This window comes from Alteromonas sp. 4NH20-0056, assembly GCF_057539655.1.
In genome coordinates, this window is record NZ_BAAJLS010000002.1 from 506,934 (window position 1) to 523,490 (window position 16,557).

Annotated in this window: 13 protein-coding genes; 9 read left to right on the forward strand and 4 right to left on the reverse strand. The window is 45.7% G+C overall.

Translation table 11 applies throughout. The annotated features are described in order from the left end of the window. The first annotated feature begins 2 nt into the window (after positions 1–2). Complete coding sequence (locus tag AC27EZ_RS05760) at positions 3–2,669, forward strand: ATP-binding protein (RefSeq protein WP_487134410.1); 2,667 nt, start codon at positions 3–5, stop codon at positions 2,667–2,669. Positions 2,670–2,708: 39 nt separating this feature from the next. Here the strand turns inward: AC27EZ_RS05760 and AC27EZ_RS05765 are convergent, their stop codons facing one another. The 3 genes from AC27EZ_RS05765 to pepA are packed head-to-tail and all read right to left on the reverse strand — an operon-like array spanning position 2,709 to position 7,460. Beyond that, positions 2,709–5,483 (reverse strand): valine--tRNA ligase, encoded by a 2,775-nt coding sequence (locus AC27EZ_RS05765; RefSeq protein ID WP_487134411.1) that lies wholly within the window; start codon positions 5,481–5,483, stop codon positions 2,709–2,711. 42 nt (positions 5,484–5,525) lie between these two features. Then, positions 5,526–5,948: a DNA polymerase III subunit chi gene (locus AC27EZ_RS05770; RefSeq protein ID WP_487134412.1), complete on the reverse strand. Its 423-nt coding sequence runs from the start codon at positions 5,946–5,948 to the stop codon at positions 5,526–5,528. Between the two features lie 6 nt (positions 5,949–5,954). After that, on the reverse strand, positions 5,955–7,460 hold the full coding sequence (pepA, locus tag AC27EZ_RS05775) for a leucyl aminopeptidase (protein ID WP_487134413.1): 1,506 nt from the start codon (positions 7,458–7,460) through the stop codon (positions 5,955–5,957). Positions 7,461–7,724: 264 nt separating this feature from the next. Between pepA and lptF the strand changes: the two genes are divergently transcribed. Next, entirely contained in the window at positions 7,725–8,825 is a 1,101-nt protein-coding gene (gene lptF / locus AC27EZ_RS05780) for an LPS export ABC transporter permease LptF (RefSeq protein ID WP_487134414.1), read from the forward strand. Next, entirely contained in the window at positions 8,826–9,887 is a 1,062-nt protein-coding gene (lptG, locus tag AC27EZ_RS05785; protein ID WP_487134415.1) for an LPS export ABC transporter permease LptG, read from the forward strand. Positions 9,888–9,937: 50 nt separating this feature from the next. Here lptG and AC27EZ_RS05790 read toward each other — a convergent pair whose 3' ends face one another. After that, complete coding sequence (locus tag AC27EZ_RS05790) at positions 9,938–10,381, reverse strand: RDD family protein (RefSeq protein ID WP_487134493.1); 444 nt, start codon at positions 10,379–10,381, stop codon at positions 9,938–9,940. Positions 10,382–10,829: 448 nt separating this feature from the next. Here AC27EZ_RS05790 and AC27EZ_RS05795 point away from each other — a divergent pair, with 448 nt between their 5' ends. The 6 genes from AC27EZ_RS05795 to AC27EZ_RS05820 all read left to right on the forward strand — a co-directional run bounded on the left by AC27EZ_RS05795 (position 10,830) and on the right by AC27EZ_RS05820 (position 16,543). Next, entirely contained in the window at positions 10,830–11,363 is a 534-nt protein-coding gene (locus tag AC27EZ_RS05795; protein WP_487134416.1) for a sigma-70 family RNA polymerase sigma factor, read from the forward strand. Next, on the forward strand, positions 11,360–12,064 hold the full coding sequence (locus tag AC27EZ_RS05800) for an anti-sigma factor (protein ID WP_487134417.1): 705 nt from the start codon (positions 11,360–11,362) through the stop codon (positions 12,062–12,064). Before AC27EZ_RS05795 ends, AC27EZ_RS05800 begins: the two co-directional genes overlap by 4 nt. 144 nt (positions 12,065–12,208) lie before the next feature. Next, a complete protein-coding gene (locus AC27EZ_RS05805) occupies positions 12,209–13,789 on the forward strand; it encodes a DUF4331 domain-containing protein (RefSeq protein ID WP_487134418.1) in 1,581 nt (526 codons plus the stop codon). Positions 13,790–13,800: 11 nt separating this feature from the next. Further along, positions 13,801–14,310 carry an Ig-like domain-containing protein gene (locus tag AC27EZ_RS05810; RefSeq protein WP_487134419.1) on the forward strand — a complete coding sequence of 170 codons (510 nt, stop codon included), beginning with the start codon at positions 13,801–13,803 and terminating at the stop codon, positions 14,308–14,310. A 46-nt stretch (positions 14,311–14,356) separates the two neighbouring features. Then, entirely contained in the window at positions 14,357–15,439 is a 1,083-nt protein-coding gene (locus AC27EZ_RS05815; protein ID WP_487134420.1) for a hypothetical protein, read from the forward strand. Between the two features lie 9 nt (positions 15,440–15,448). Beyond that, entirely contained in the window at positions 15,449–16,543 is a 1,095-nt protein-coding gene (locus AC27EZ_RS05820) for a HupE/UreJ family protein (protein WP_487134421.1), read from the forward strand. Positions 16,544–16,557 lie beyond the last annotated feature (14 nt).

Here is a 16,557-nt window from a genome sequence, read left to right on the forward strand (position 1 = left end):
CAATGCTTTCATCAATTAGAGTACAATTAGTGCTTGTTCTTTTTGCGCTTGTCGCCCTCCTATTAGGGCAAAGCTTTATTGCAAGAGAAAACCAAGCAGTATTAAGCAGTGGCATCACGTCTATTAGTAAATCTGTGATCGATTTAAGTCTTGTAGAAGAATTGGAACGAGACGTCATCGACTTACAGCGCAATGTGCTGATATTTAAGGAAAGTGCTAGCTCTTCCGCCGTTACACGTTTTGAACGACTCATGCTTTCAATAACCAACAAGCTTGATTTGCTAGAATCAACGGACCGTGTCAAAAAGACTTTTAGCGACCCTCTCATCATCAGCCGCATGCGCGATCATCTCACATCTTATCAAGAAAACTTCAAGCAAGTCGTAGATGCAAGAGCTGAACGAGACAATTTAATTCTTGATGGCTCGCTTCCAGATATTATTGCGCTAAAGCGCTACCTTGATAAAGCAAACAATAACAGTGAGATTTCTGACGATACGTTAGCCCAAATGTATCCACATATTCTGCGAGCAGAGAACGCTGTGCTTAGCTATTTAATTAACCCCGAAATGTCTTTGATAGACACATTTAGTAAAGCCATTGCTGATATAGACAATATCAGCCGTTCAAATGCTGCAATAGCCACACGCACATCCCGTTTATTAGACCGCGCTAACTCTGATTTTTTTCGACTAACGCAGATAACGCAAGGGAATCTTTTTTTAGTTAATGTTGTTATGGCTGGCTCGGCTAACGAGGTTCTGTACCTTAGCGGAGAGCTGGCTAACTTTGTGACACAGAGCACCAATACCGTCGCATCGCAAACCAATACCCTTGCTGACGAAACACAAACAAGCCAAGAAGTCTTTTCCCTCATTGCTATTGCATTGTCTCTTCTGGCGGCCGCTTATACCGTTTACCGGGTATTAGGCCCTATTCAAAATATCACCGAGGTGTTTAACGCATTATCTGAAGGGGCTGATGTCAGAGAGCTTGCTGTAAGTGAGCGCCGAGATGAAATAGGTAAACTGGCCAAAGCCGCATTAATATTCAGCGCAAAAAACCGCCAAACTCAACGACTTCTGCACGAAGCCACCGAAATGAATACAAAACTAGAAAATCTTAACCAAGCGTTAAGGGAAGCGAAGCAAAAAGCGGAACAAGCAACAGCATCAAAAAGTATGTTCTTGGCCAATATGAGTCATGAAATACGCACCCCTATGAATGGTATAGTGGGCCTTATCGAACTGGCGCAGAAACAGCCTATTAACGATACCGTTCGAGAGTACCTAGTGAAAGCCGCCTACTCTAGCCAAATATTAATGAGTGTTATCAATGATATTTTAGACTTTTCCAAAATAGAGGCGGGAGAGTTAGCAATAGAGGAAGTAAATTTCTCATTGCATTCGCTGTTTGACAACCTAATTGCCGTTATCGCTCTGCGGGCGAAAGAGAAAAATTTATCAGTCCGTTTCTCTGTATCGCCGAATATTCCTGTACTAGTGATTGGAGACCCATTGAGACTCGCACAAATCATTATGAACATTGGGAGCAACGCAGTTAAATTTACCGAAGAAGGAAGTATTCATATCCATTTCGACGGCACGTTTCAAAAAGAAGGGACCGTTGTTGACGTTGTGATGACTGTGAAAGATACCGGCATAGGGATGAACGAGGAGCAACTTTCACGTATTTTCAAACCGTTCACGCAAGCAGATGGCTCAACCAATCGTCGGTATGGTGGCACCGGGCTTGGCCTTGCCATTGTACAACAGTTAGCACACATGATGTGTGGGAAGGTATCCATTGCATCAACACAAGGCAAAGGCACCACCTTTACAGTCACGCTTCCGTTAAAAGTTCGTGAAGGGCAAGTGGGAATTCTTGGAGGGCTTTCTAACATTTCTACAGTGGGATTATATGTCAGCGACGCCCCCCTACTCCCCGCCGCTTATTGCCATCAAATCGGGTTTTCGTCCGAACAGACCATGACGATTAGTGAAGCAAAACAAAAGGGGGAGCTGCCTGAAATTATACTCTTCGACATTCCAACTTTTAGCACCTTTAGGCAACATATTCATTGGTTAAAAGCGCTCAAAGAGCAAGGCAAAAAAATAGGCTTAATTTGCGATACGGTTGGTGATGCATTAGAAGAAAAATACAGAGCACTGTGGAATGGTCCGCTCATCATCCACCCTTTTACCCCCTTCCAGTTTAAAGCGTTTGTAATGACATTAGCCAATGAAAAACCTTCACCAACGCCACCGTCTCGCCTCCCCTTATTTGACGACACCAAGCTGGAAGGCCACGTTCTTCTTGTAGAGGATAACAACATAAACCAACTTGTTAGTGGCGAAATGTTAACCTCACTTGGCTTGACGTTTGATATTGCACAAGACGGTATTCAAGCAGTACAAAAAGTAAAAAATGCACCGCATTACGACCTTGTGCTGATGGATGTTCAAATGCCGTTGATGGATGGATATCAAGCCACTAAGACACTAAGAGAGCAAGGCATCACCGCATTACCTATCGTTGGTTTATCTGCTAACGCGATGAAGGAGGACGAAGAAAGCGCCCTAGACGCGGGTATGAATGGCTACCTTACGAAACCCATAAAACGTAACGCATTAGTTAGCACCCTACGACAATTTTTGAATGAGCAATAAAAAAGGCCACTTGCGTGGCCTTTTTTATTTTACTCATGTTTATAACGCGGCAATGGTGTCGTACTGCGCTTTTAACTTCGCAAGCGCTTTTTCACCCTCGTCTAGCTTGGCCCGTTCTTTCTCAATCACGGCATCTGGTGCATTGCTTACAAACTTATCATTACTAAGTTTTCCACGTGTACGAGAAACGTCTTTGTCTACTTTGTCCATGGCTTTGGTGATACGAGCAAGCTCTGCATCTTTGTCGATAAGACCTGCCATCGGTATCAAAATTTCCATTTCACCTACTAGTGCTGTCGCACTCGCTGGCGCCTCTTCACCCTCTTTAAGAATAGTTACCGTCTCTAACTTAGATAACTTATCTAAGAAGGCTTTGGCAGCCTCTAAGCGGCGACTGTCTTCTGCACTTACATTTTTAAGTAAGGCGTTAAGCGGCTTGTTTGGAGAAATATCCATTTCTCCACGGATATTACGAATACCCACGATAAACTTCTTCACCCATTCAATATCGGCAAGCACTTGTTCATCTTGCTTAGCGGTATCTTGAACTGGGAACGCTTGAACCATAATGCTCGCACTGTCTTCAACTTGAAGTGTGCTCAATGGCACAACTCGCTGCCAAATCGTATCAGTAATAAATGGCATTAGCGGGTGTAGTAAACGTAGTAAGTTTTCTAATACGTTAATTAACGTATGACGTGTGCCACGCTTTTCAGCGTCGCTACTGGCATCGTTGCTAAGCACAGGTTTAGTCAGTTCTAAGTACCAATCGCAGAATTGGTTCCAGGTAAACTCATAAACAATATGTGCAGCAATGTCGAAACGGTAGTCTTCTAATGCTTTTTCAAACTCAACTAACGTTTGTTGGAACTTAGCCCAAATCCAGCGATCAGCAATACTCAATACCATGTCGCCGCCATCACGGCCCGTATCATGCTCTTCTGTGTTCATTAGTACGAAACGCGATGCATTCCAAATCTTGTTACAGAAGTTACGGTAACCTTCAACGCGGGCCATATCAAAGTTGATATCACGGCTAGTTGACGCCATGGCCGCGAAGGTAAACCGAAGTGCATCAGTCCCATAAGCATGAATACCATCAGGGAATTGTTTACGGGTACGCTTCTCAATTTTTTCAGCTAGCTTTGGCTGCATCATGCCTGATGTACGCTTTTTCACTAGCGTTTCTAGGTCAATACCGTCGATGAGATCGATAGGGTCAAGTACGTTCCCTTTCGACTTAGACATTTTATCGCCATTCTCATCTCGGATAAGCCCAGTTATGTAAATGTCTTTAAACGGAATTTGGCCAGTAAATTTCTTCGTCATCATGATCATTCTGGCTACCCAGAAGAAAATGATATCGAAACCTGTTACCAATACTGATGAAGGTAAAAAGGTTTCTAGCTCAGGCGTTTTTTCAGGCCAGCCCATGGTCGCGAACGGCCATAACGCTGATGAGAACCATGTATCGAGCACATCGTCATCTTGACGAAGAGCGATATCGCCACCCAAGCTGTTTTTAGCACGCACTTCTGCTTCAGTACGGCCCACGTAAATGTTGCCGTTGTCGTCGTACCAAGCAGGGATTCGGTGTCCCCACCATAGCTGGCGCGAAATACACCAGTCTTGGATGTTGTGCATCCACTGATAATACGTTTTGTTCCAGTTTTCTGGCACAAAACGAATCTCGCCGCTTTCAACTGCTTCAATCGCAGGCTTAGCGAGAGACTCAACCGCAACATACCACTGGTCAGTAAGGTAAGGTTCGATAACCGCGCCAGTTCTATCGCCGCGAGGCACTTTAAGCTTATGCGGTTCAATTTTAACTAATGCGCCTTGCGCGTCTAAATCAGCAACAATTTGTTTACGCGCATCGAAGCGATCTAAACCGCGATAAGCCTCTGGCGACTCATCGTTAATTTTCGCATCGTCGGTCAATATGTTAATCATGGGAAGGCTATGACGCTTGCCCATATCGTAGTCGTTAAAGTCGTGAGCTGGGGTAATTTTAACGCAGCCTGTACCAAATTCTTGATCAACATAGTCATCGGCAATCACTGGGATTAGACGGCCTGTAATAGGCAGTTTAATGTCTTTACCAATGTAAGCTTGATAACGTTCGTCGTCTGGATGCACCGCAACCGCGGTATCGCCTAGCATGGTTTCAGGACGCGTTGTGGCGACGACTAACTCTCCACTGCCATCGGCAAGTGGGTAGCGCATATGCCACATGTGGCCATCTTCTTCTTCATTCAGTACTTCTAAATCGGATACTGCGGTGTGCAATACTGGGTCCCAGTTAACCAAACGTTTACCGCGGTAAATTAAGCCCTCTTCGTGAAGCTTCACAAACGTTTCGGTTACCGCTTCAGACAATTTGTCGTCCATGGTAAACACTTCACGTGACCAATCTGGTGAAGTCCCTAGTCGGCGCATTTGCCCGGTGATAGTGCCACCGCTATGTTCTTTCCATTCCCAAACTTTCTTAATAAAGTCTTCGCGACCTAAATCATGACGGGTTTTACCTTCGGCATTTAACTGGCGCTCAACCACCATTTGGGTTGCAATACCTGCATGGTCAGTACCGACTTGCCATAAGGTATTATCACCCTTCATGCGGCGATAACGGGTTAGCGCATCCATGATGGTCTGCTGAAAACCGTGCCCCATATGAAGGCTGCCGGTTACGTTAGGCGGTGGAAGCAGAATACAATACGGGTCGCCACTGCCAGACGCTTTAAACAAGCCCGAGTTTTCCCATTTTTCATAGCATTGTTGCTCAATGGACTGTGGTTCGAAGGTTTTATCCATTACTTAACTTACTCTCGTGTAGAAGCCAGATGATTATTCACGTTAGGCAGATTTAAACTGCATCGCGCACCCAGCTTGCTGATAGTTTTTATAACGTACCCGAGCGGCCTGTTTGGCATTGTCGTCTACGGGTACAAAATCGATGATTTGGCGGTGTTGATTGGGCGATGGCACCATACCTGAGCCCACATTCACTACCATTTGGCGTCGAGCAACCTGCTCGGGTTGCCAACATATCTCTACTGGCGTGCCCACTTGAGGCCCTTCACCAAAAAGGTTATGCGGTACAAAACGTTCTGCAGGAAGTTGCCACAATAATTCATCAACCTCTTCAGCTTGCGCTTGTGTATCGCACAGCACGCTAATTTTTTGTTTATTAGCAAACGCTGTAGCAATGACTTCGCTAGCGCGGACAGCAACGCCATTGTCGCTGTCTACAAGTTGGTAAAATATAACTTGTGGCATAACGTCTTAGTCCTCTAGCTTTATGCCAGCTCGATTCATTAAGAATTGAGAAAGCATAGGCACAGGACGGCCGGTTGCGCCTTTATTCTTTCCACTGCGCCATGCTGTACCAGCGATGTCCAAATGGGCCCAGTTGTACTTCTTAGTAAAGCGAGATAAGAAACAACCTGCGGTAATACTACCTGCTGGACGGCCGCCAAGGTTCGTCATATCGGCAAACGGGCTTTCGAGAAGTTCTTGGTAGTCGTCCCACAACGGCAAGCGCCACGCACGGTCAGAGCTTTGTTCTGAGGCATTAAGCAGTTCATGAGCAAGCGGGTTGTGCGTACTCATTACTGCCGTTGCGTGATGGCCAAGTGCAATGATGCATGCGCCAGTTAACGTTGCAACATCAACCACCAGCTCAGGTTCGTAACGCTCTACGTAAGTCAACGCATCACACAATACCAAACGCCCCTCTGCATCAGTATTTAGTACTTCAACAGTTTGACCAGACATTGTCGTAAGGATGTCGCCTGGACGATATGCTTTACCGTCAGGCATGTTTTCACAGCCTGCTAATATACCAATAACGTTAATTGGCAAATTCAGCGCTGCAACAGTATGCATGGTGCCCAGCACGCTTGCCGCACCGCCCATGTCATACTTCATTTCATCCATACCTTCGCCGGGCTTAATCGAAATCCCTCCCGCGTCGAAAGTCAGGCCCTTACCAACCAACACAATCGGCGCTTGCTCTGCGGGACCGCCACGATGATGCATAATACTCATCATACTTTCATTATCTGAGCCACGTCCTACGGCCAAATAAGCTTGCATTCCTAGCTCTGCCATTTGCGTTTCATCAACCACTTCAGCGGTGATGCTGTCGTATTGGCTGGCCAATGATTGCGCTTGCTTCCACAAATACTCAGGGTTACAAATATTAGGCGGCATGTTGGCAACATCTTTCGTTACTTTTGCACCACGAGACACCGCCAGACCATGCTCAACCGCTCTTTCGCCAACCGTAAGCTCGCGGCGCGTTGGCACGTTGAAAACCATCTTACGCAGCGGACGTCGTGGTTCGCCTTTTTTAGTTTTCAATTGCAGGAATGTGTACAGAGAGTCTTCCGTCGCTTCTACCGCTTGGCGAACTTTCCAATAGGTATCACGCCCTTTAACGTGAAGCTCGGTAAGGAAACATACCGCTTCCATAGACCCCGTTTCATTTAATGTTTGAATCGTTTTAGCAATGATTTGCTTATACTGGCGCTCGTCTAGCTCGCGCTCTTTTCCGCAACCGACAAGAAGCACACGCTCGCTAAGCACATTAGGTACATGGTGCAGTAGCAACATTTGCCCTGCTTTACCTTCTAGGTCACCACGGCGAAGTAGATTACTAATATATCCTTCACTAATTTCATCTAACTGCTCTGCGACAGCGGTAAGACGACGCGGCTCAAAAACACCGACAACAATACACGCACTTCGCTGCTTTTCTGGGCTGCCACTTTTTACACTAAACTCCACGATATCACCTCGCTTTTCGTCGTTTAAGGTTCGCACGATGACTAAAATCACGTAACGTTTCGCGCTGCTTTATGTTTTAATACGCAGTATAACTTGTATGTTTACTGCAAAAAACGCGTTCATACCCTTGGTTTAGGGTGCTTTTAGCGTTGCGACATCATGCAAATATTTTTTATGATTGCAGGCAAAACTTATAAAAACGATAAGTTTACTCAAAATTGTGGTTTCTTTCACTATAAATCCTAATTTTCCGGAAGGACTTTGATGCTGATATTCCGCTATTTACTAAAGGAGACGCTGAAATCTCAGTTAGCGATCTTCTTTATCTTAATGGCTATTTTTGTCACTTTACGATTTGTTCGCGTTCTTGGCGATGCGTCAGACGGTGACATTCCCGCTGGACTAGTACTTGGCTTTCTTGGACTGTATGCGCCGATATTAGCGTCACTCGTGCTGCCTATTAGCGCCTATTTAGGCATCATGCTCGCGCATGGACGCCTCTACGTTGATAGTGAAATGACCGTCATGCGAGCATGTGGGATCAGCGAGTGGTACATCACCCGTGTAATGCTATTTTTGTCCCTCATTATCATGGTGTTCACTGGCGTAATAACACTCTACTTTGCTCCATTAGCAGCAGATAGTGAGTACCAACTACGCGAAAAGGCGAGAAGCGAAGCGGGCTTATCTGCAATTATGCCAGGAAGATTTCAACAAACTGGAAACGAAAAAGCAGTCATTTTTGTACACGACATTGATACTAACGACCAGTTACGCAGGGTCTTTCTTTCTCAAACGCAAGGTGACAAAGAGAACAGTAAACTGCGCGTAGTTTATGCACAGGCAGGCGATGTTGCTACGAACCCAGATGGTACCCGAAACCTCATATTAAGAGAGGGAGTGCAGTATGAAGGTGAACAATCTCAAAAGAGTTTTCGGAAAGTAGAGTTTGATGAATACCAAATTCAGATTGCCGATAAACCGCCAGAACAAAGCCGAAGAAAAGTGAGTTCTTTACCGACAGCAGAGCTGTGGGAAGACGACACCATCGAGGCAAATGTTGAGTTGCAATGGCGGATTGCTATTCCCCTTTCAATTCCATTTTTGGTACTTATTGCGGTTCCGCTTAGTGCGGTGGACCCTCGGCAAGGTCGCTTTGGCAAAATGTTTCCAGCCATTCTTTTATACCTAGGATATTTTTTACTGCTATTAGCGAGTCGCAGAGTACTTGAAGACGGAAAAATCCCAATTCAATTGGGGTTATGGTGGGTGCATGCCGTTATGCTTGTTATCGGCATTACGCTGATTGCTAGAGACCGTAAAACAGGCACGCAATTCCGTGCTTGGATATTGGGGAAAAAATAGATGTTTAAGATCCTCGATTTATACATAGCGCGCACTTTACTGGGCACCATTACCGTCACGCTGTCGGTATTAATTGGTTTAAGCGCGTTAATAAAATTTGTTGAACAGCTTCGAAAGATTGGCGAAGGCAACTACGATATGGTAATTGCATTCGTTTATGTACTGCTTAGCCTACCTCGTGATTTAGAGCAGTTTTTCCCCATGGCCACGTTACTCGGCGGTCTGATAGGAATGGGTGTGCTTGCCAGTAACAGTGAGCTTGTGGTTATGCAAGCTGCCGGCATGAGCCGTTGGAATATTATTACCTCGGCAATGAAGTCTGCGGTAGTAATGATTCTGTTGGTCATGGCAGTTGGCGAATGGGTAACGCCATTTAGTGAATCAAAAGCAAAAGAAATTCGCACCGAAGCAATATCCGGAGGAAGCTTATTTTCTTCAGACCAAATTGTTTGGGCGAAAGACGGGGAACACTTCGTAAGTATCGACGAAGTTATAAGCCAGAACGAGCTTCAAGATATTAATATCTTTAACTTTGACGATAGTTTAGCGCTAGAGAGCATCACCTACGCTCGACGGGGTATATATGAAGACAATGGTTGGTGGCTTAACAATGTTGAAATTACGACATTTACTGACACACAAGTTGATATTGAACGCGCTGACAGGCGTCGTTGGAATTCAACATTAACCCCTGACAAGCTCGGAATTGTTGCGGTTAAGCCAGAAGCACTGTCTATTACTGGCCTCATTGATTACGTTAAGTATTTAGAAAGTAACGACCAAGACCCTTCTCGTTACGAATTAGCGCTGTGGCGAAAGATACTGCAGCCGGTGTCGGTAGGCGTAATGTTATTAATGGCATTATCGTTTATTTTTGGCCCGCTTCGAAGTGTTACCATGGGCGCTAGGGTGATTATGGGTGTACTTACGGGCTTCGGCTTTTTTATTCTTAACGAAGTGTTTGGGCCAGTGAGTTTAGTTTACCAATTACCCCCTGTGTTGGGCGCGTTATTACCTAGCCTGCTTTTTGCGGCTGTTGCGGCAGTCATGCTTCGCAAGTAACGCTTATCACATTATAGAGGCAACTTGCCTCTATAATGCTTGCAGAACGGCTACCATTGTTTGTGGTCGTTAGCCTCTTTGCTTAGCCTGAGCACCTCGGTTTTCGCAAGCCTATCTTGTAACGATTGCTTATTTTTAAAGTCGATTAACACAAGTAACGTCCCCAATCCTCCCAACGAACTAATTAGGCGAATAAACAGTCGCGACCACGTCATGGGCTCATCAATGGTACTATAAATTCTTAACCGCCATGCTCGCATGCCCAACGTTTGCCCTCCGCGACGCCAAAACCACAAAAAGAAGCCAATAACCCACGCCCCTACCCACAACTGAATGACAAGCTTATAGGTAAATGACGCTTGAATTAAATCCGCTGGGTCGCTGTAGCCTTGCAAATCTAACCCACCACTTTTTAACAAGATCATGAGTGTCACTATCATCACCATCGCGGCACACATTCCTACTGCGGTAGCCACCAGCGTGTCATAGATCATCGCTAACAAACGTCTAAAAAAGCTGGCGCGCTCACCCACGTCATTATTCGCGTTTACCTCAGCTTGCTCTACTGCAACGGCTTTTGCCTTTTGCTTTTTTCTTTGCGAGCGCGTATTTGTTTTTGGTGTATTACTCACGAAACAACCTTTCTTTACTAATATGCCGACAGTGTGCCACAGCGCGCGGTGTGCATAAATCTTTAAACGGTGACAATCAGTTTAAATTTTTATTATTGCTAACCCTGTTTGTATTTTTTCACTAATACCGCGACATCTTCGACTCGCGTGCTATGGTAATCATTATGTAAAGACATAATAAACTTTTTGTGTGTGCATCCAATATGCCAACTGCATCGTTTAGCTTTAGGAACATGCGTTATTACAGAGCAAAACCCTGTTGCTTTATAAATACGCTTATAAAAAATGGCCAGTAGAGTAAGGAGCCATAATGGAACACGAAACCCTGTTTCCGTTGCTTTGCAAGACAGCAAACGGTGACAAACAAGCGTTTGAAGCGCTTTATCAGACAACAAGCTCACAGCTTTATGCCGTCGCGCTTAAGTTGCTAAAACGGCCTGACCTTGCCGATGAAGCCACCCAAGATGCCTATATCAAAATTTGGCATAACGCGGGCAACTACCAACGAAATAAAGGCACGGTATTAACATGGATGGTGAGTATTGTTCGTTATCGAGCACTCGATCTGATGCGATATCATAATGTGCGCAAAGAGGTAGAACTTGGCGATGATGATGTTGGCACCACCGACACATTTAACGCACAACCATTAGGCGCTGAACAAGCAAAGCTTGATGCCTGTTTAGATGAGCTAGAGGGGCCGCAACGACAGGCTATCCACCTAGCCTATATAAACGGGCTTTCTCACCAAGAAGTCGTAGGGTACTTATCGTCGCCGCTTGGCACCATTAAAAGTTGGATAAGACGAGGGCTCCAAAGCCTTCAGAGGTGTTTATCGCTATGAATTATTTAAAAGAGGAACGATTAAATGCGCTCGCCGCCGAATACGTTATCGGCACGCTGCGTGGAAAGGCACGAATTCGCTATCAAAAGCTAATGATGCAATACCAGGCCGTTAGCGATGCTACCGCGCAGTGGGAACAATACCTTGCCGGTTTCAATGATACGGTTACCCCGGTCGCCCCACCACACATTGTGTGGAAAACAATACAGCGACGACTAGGGCATAGTGAGGAAAGCGCTACACCATCAGCGCAGGTGATTGAATTTGAACAAGCCAAAGGCGCGCGCTGGAAAGGGGTATCGATGCTATCAACCGCAGCAGCCTTAGTGCTCGCCGTATTGCTGGTCATGATGCAGCCTGCTCCAGTTGAAGATGTTTCCCATATTGCTGTGGTAAACAACACTGATAATACACCGCTATGGGTGATTGAAGTCTCATCGAGCACACTAGAAGTAAAAGCAACAACAGCCTTTACGGCGTTGAACGATAAAGACTATGAGCTATGGATGGTACCGGCGAATGGGCAAGCGCCAATATCACTTGGGCTACTCCCTGAACTTGGCGGCCTGGCAAAGCAAACCCCAGATATTCTGCTTGATAACAGCATTGCTGCACTGGCAGTTAGTTTAGAAGAGCCCGGCGGTTCAAAGACCGGCGCACCAACGGAAGTGCTTTATATTGCACCACTGGTCTCTGTGTAGCGGTATTTGTTTTACTGTCTTACAACCAAAAGCCGGTTTTATACCGGCTTTTTTACGCCTAACTAAAAAAAAGATAAAAAATCTGCATCTAGTTGAAACTCTCGTACGTTTGGCTTTTTGAATCCACACAACGAGAGATACACAATGACTTCAATAAAACGCACAGCGCTCTCAGTAACATGCGCACTACTCGCCGCTAATGCGGTAGCATCAAGCCATAGAGAAGCACCCAATATTACCCGCCACCCAACTCTTGATAGCACAGACTTTTATGCTTTTAACAGCTATGAAGTTGGGCGTTCTGATTATGTAACGTTTATTGCTAACTATATTCCTTTGCAAGACGCCTACGGCGGCCCTAACTACTTCGCCATGGACCCTAGCGCCGATTACGCTATTCATATTGACAGCGACGGTGATGCTATTGAAGACATAAGCTTTGTGTTCAATTTCACTAATATGCTGGCGGCAGAAAATGAAGGCATTGCACTTTCAATAGGCGCCGAAGGCGAACAAAAAATGGTAAAAGTACCGTTGAAAAACGTCGGGCCAATTAGTGCGGATGATCAAACGGCTGCAAATTTTTCAGAAACGTACAGCCTAACTATGATATCTGGCGATGTTAAAACAGGTACTCGCACTACGCTTATGCCTGCAAATGGCAACATGTTCAAAAAACCGCTCGACTACATTGGTAATAAAACATTTACCAACGAAAGTGAATATGCACGCTATGCCGAAAGCTTTATTTATTCTTTCCAAATTCCTGGCTGTGAAGATATGGCTCGCGTGTTTGTAGGGCAACGCAAAGACCCATTTGTGGTAAACCTTGGAAAGACATTCGACCTTGTAAACTACGTACCTGTTGAAGGTGATAGTGCACCGGGTGCGGGCGATGGAGGTGGTTTCCCTGGCGGTATTACACAAAGCGACGGTAACGATGATTTACTTGATAAAAACGTAACCTCGCTATCTATTGAAGTACCAGCAGCATGCGTAACAGGTGACGGTAACGGTGTGGTAGGCAGCTGGACAACGGCGAGCCTTCCGCAAGCAAGAATTTTAAACGCTGAAGCAACGTTTGCAAAACCAGAAGTCAACGGTGGCGCAATGACGCAGGTGTCTCGCTTAGGCAGCCCCTTAGTGAATGAGCTTGTAATCGGCATTGGTGATAAAGACACGTTCTCTAGCGCGCACCCGAGTCAAGATGGCCAATTTGCAGATTATGTTACGCATCCTGCCCTTCCTGAACTATTGAATATTTTGTTCAAAGATGCAGTGAACGCCACATTAGGCACAAGTATCGAAACATTGGCGCCAACTAATTTCCCAAGAATGGACTTAGTTACCGCATTCCTTACTGGCTTTCCCGGCGTTAACCAGCAAGCGACAGTAACCGCGTCTGAGATGCTACGACTTAATACAGGCATTCCAGCGACACCAGCGGCGTTGCAGTCAGCATTTGGTGTAGCCGGCGACGATTTAGCAGGTTTCCCTAATGGGCGCAGACCGGGTGATGACGTAGTGGATATTGCGCTTCGCGTAGTGATGGGACGCTTGTGCTACCCCATTCCGGTGAATGGTCAAGATACGGACTTAGGCTTGTGTGCGCCAGAAGACGCAAGTGTAGGCAACGTACCGTTTACCGACGGCGCACCGCTTGATGCAAACAAAATCGACACCTCGTTCCCGTACCTTAAAACACCTATTGCAGGCTCAAAATAAGGAGTCACATTATGACTAACTTACTTATTCGACGCGCAGTGGTTGTTGGGCTCGCGTTGTCTCTCACCGCATGTTTCGACAGCGATGACAACGACACCCCTATGGTGCCTGTCAATGTTGCCCCGGTAGCAGATGACGCGATGTATACGACGCAAGCAGACGTTGCTATTGAAGACACGGTAACTGCCTCTGATGCAGATGGAGACACGTTAACCTTTGCGTTAGCTTCTGATGGAACACTCGGTGCAGCCACCGTCAATGCCGACGGCAGTTTTATCTACACGCCTAATGCACAGGTGACCGGTAGTGACACGTTTACGTTTACGGTGTCTGACGGAAACAATGCAGACGTAACCGGTGAAATAATGATCACCATAGAAGCGCAACAAGTGTCGTTTACCAGCTACACGCGCGATGCATTTAACCAAGCACCTACAGATGAACCTTTGCCTGTTAACGGGCGTGCGTTCACTCAAGATGCCACTGATGCAAGTTTTGATGATTTATTAATAGATCAATAAATCTCAATCGTTTGGCCAAGGATGGCCTTTTTTATTTGGAGACAGCATGTCTTTGAGAATGACATCATTAGCCCTACTTGCGATCGCAAGTCTCGTTAATGCAATAAGCCAACCTGCATTGGCAGGTAAACTAACAGAGCGCACTGTTATCGCATCGTGGGAGCCCAGCGCTCGTGCGATTTCTTCTATTCAAGACGCGCGCGAACTACTCAGTGAAAGTCGGTACATCACGGCAACAGGGGATGAACAGAACACTGTTGAGCAATTTATTATTTCAATGAAGCAATCGAGTAACACGCTCAGCGCTTCACAAACTATCGAACTTGCGCTTCTCGAAGCAAGATTTCTTCAGGGTATTCATCAATTTGAAGCAGCCAAGCAGCGATTAAACAATATCGAAGCATTCCGCATTCCATCGGCCCAACTCCTGCTCGCCGATATCGCAATTCAACAAGGCGATGTGAACAAGGCGAAAACCCATTGCCAACAGCTTGTCGGCCAAACCAGCTACATTGTGTCTTTTACATGCCTGCTAAATGCTGAATTTACGGCAAACCCAACGCAGAGTACGTATGAAAAATTAAAGCAGTTAAAACGTTTTGCCAAATCAATCCCTCAAAAAGAACAAGGATGGTTTCAAGAAACCTTAGCCGCTATGGCGCTGTCACTCGGCAACGCTGATGCATCGGTACAACATTTATCAGCGCACCCCACCGATACGCTGCCTATCAGTGCCTTAATTATTTGGGCAGATGCAAACATTGCCCTGTCACAATACGAGAATGTTATTACTGTATTTAGCGGTTTAGCGCGTGAAAAAGACATACTGGATGACGCGGTGCTGTTGAGGTGGGCGCACGCACTAAAGCTACATGGCGCTGAAGACAATGCCGTCAGCGATGCACTAGAGCAACGTATGAAAGTGCGCACCTGGCGAGAAGATAGCTCGCACGCGGGACAAGTTGCGCTTTACTACCTTGATATTATGCCAAACCCTCGTCTTGCACTTAAGTTTGCTGAGATTAATTGGGCGCATGCCAAAACCCCCAGCGACAAGCGAATACTAGAGAGAGCGCATCATGCGAATAATCAGTCACTGCATGCTAGCAATACCACCGATGTGCGATAGAGGAACACCATGAAATCACTTATATTTCTATTGCTAATTGCATCCTCTTTTTCCTCAAAAGCCCATGAGTTAAGCAATGGTTATCTAACGTTAAGCCAAACCAATGACACAACCCTATCGGGGGAATTGTTATTGAAGCCAAAAGAATTGGCGCTAACCACGAGAATAGATAGCAATAACGATGGACAATTGACATGGGGAGAAGTAACACAAGCACAACCGTCTGTGTCGCAGTACTTGATGAATGCATTAACGTTTTCACGGGGTGAAAAGGCCTGCTCGATGGCGTTATCCTCGCCATCTATGCGCGATGTTTCAGCAGAGTCTCTACTGGTCTACCCTCTTACGATGACATGCGAAAACACCGGCGCGTTATTAATACACTACGACGGTATCTTTAGTCATTTTCCATCGCATAAGTTGCTATTAACGGTATCGTTGCTAGAAACAAGTTCAACGAAAGTGTTGACTAAAAATGACAAAACCATGCTGGTATCGATAGACACCCTCTCTTTGGTTTCATTGTTTTTCAACCTTCTATACGAAGGGGTATGGCACATTTTTATTGGCATTGACCACATCCTCTTTCTTGTTGCCACCTTGCTTACGGTAAACCTTCACCGCGATGGCAAAGCATGGGCTAAACAACAAAGCGTGCGCACCATTATAAAAAACACCGTGATATTGGTCAGCGCGTTTACACTTGCCCATTCAATAACACTGACTGCCACAGCGCTTGGTGCAATAACACTTAGCAGCAGAATAGTGGAATTAGGAATTGCTATTTCGGTACTGCTTACTGCTATCAACAACATTTACCCTGTAATTTTAAGACTGGGTATTGTGACATTTGGGTTTGGCCTGCTACACGGAATGGGGTTCGCGAGTGTTTTTGCCGATTTAAATGCGCAAGCAAACAACCTAGTGTTAAGCGTTGCAGCGTTTAATATTGGCGTTGAACTGGGTCAATTAGCCATTGTTGCCGGGTTACTTCCGCTGTTAGTACTGTTACGCAATTGGAAAACCTATAGCATAACCATTATGCCGTTTGCCTCATCGGTTATTGCTATTATTGCGTTAAACTGGACGATACAGCGTTGGTAGTAGTGTGCGTGTGG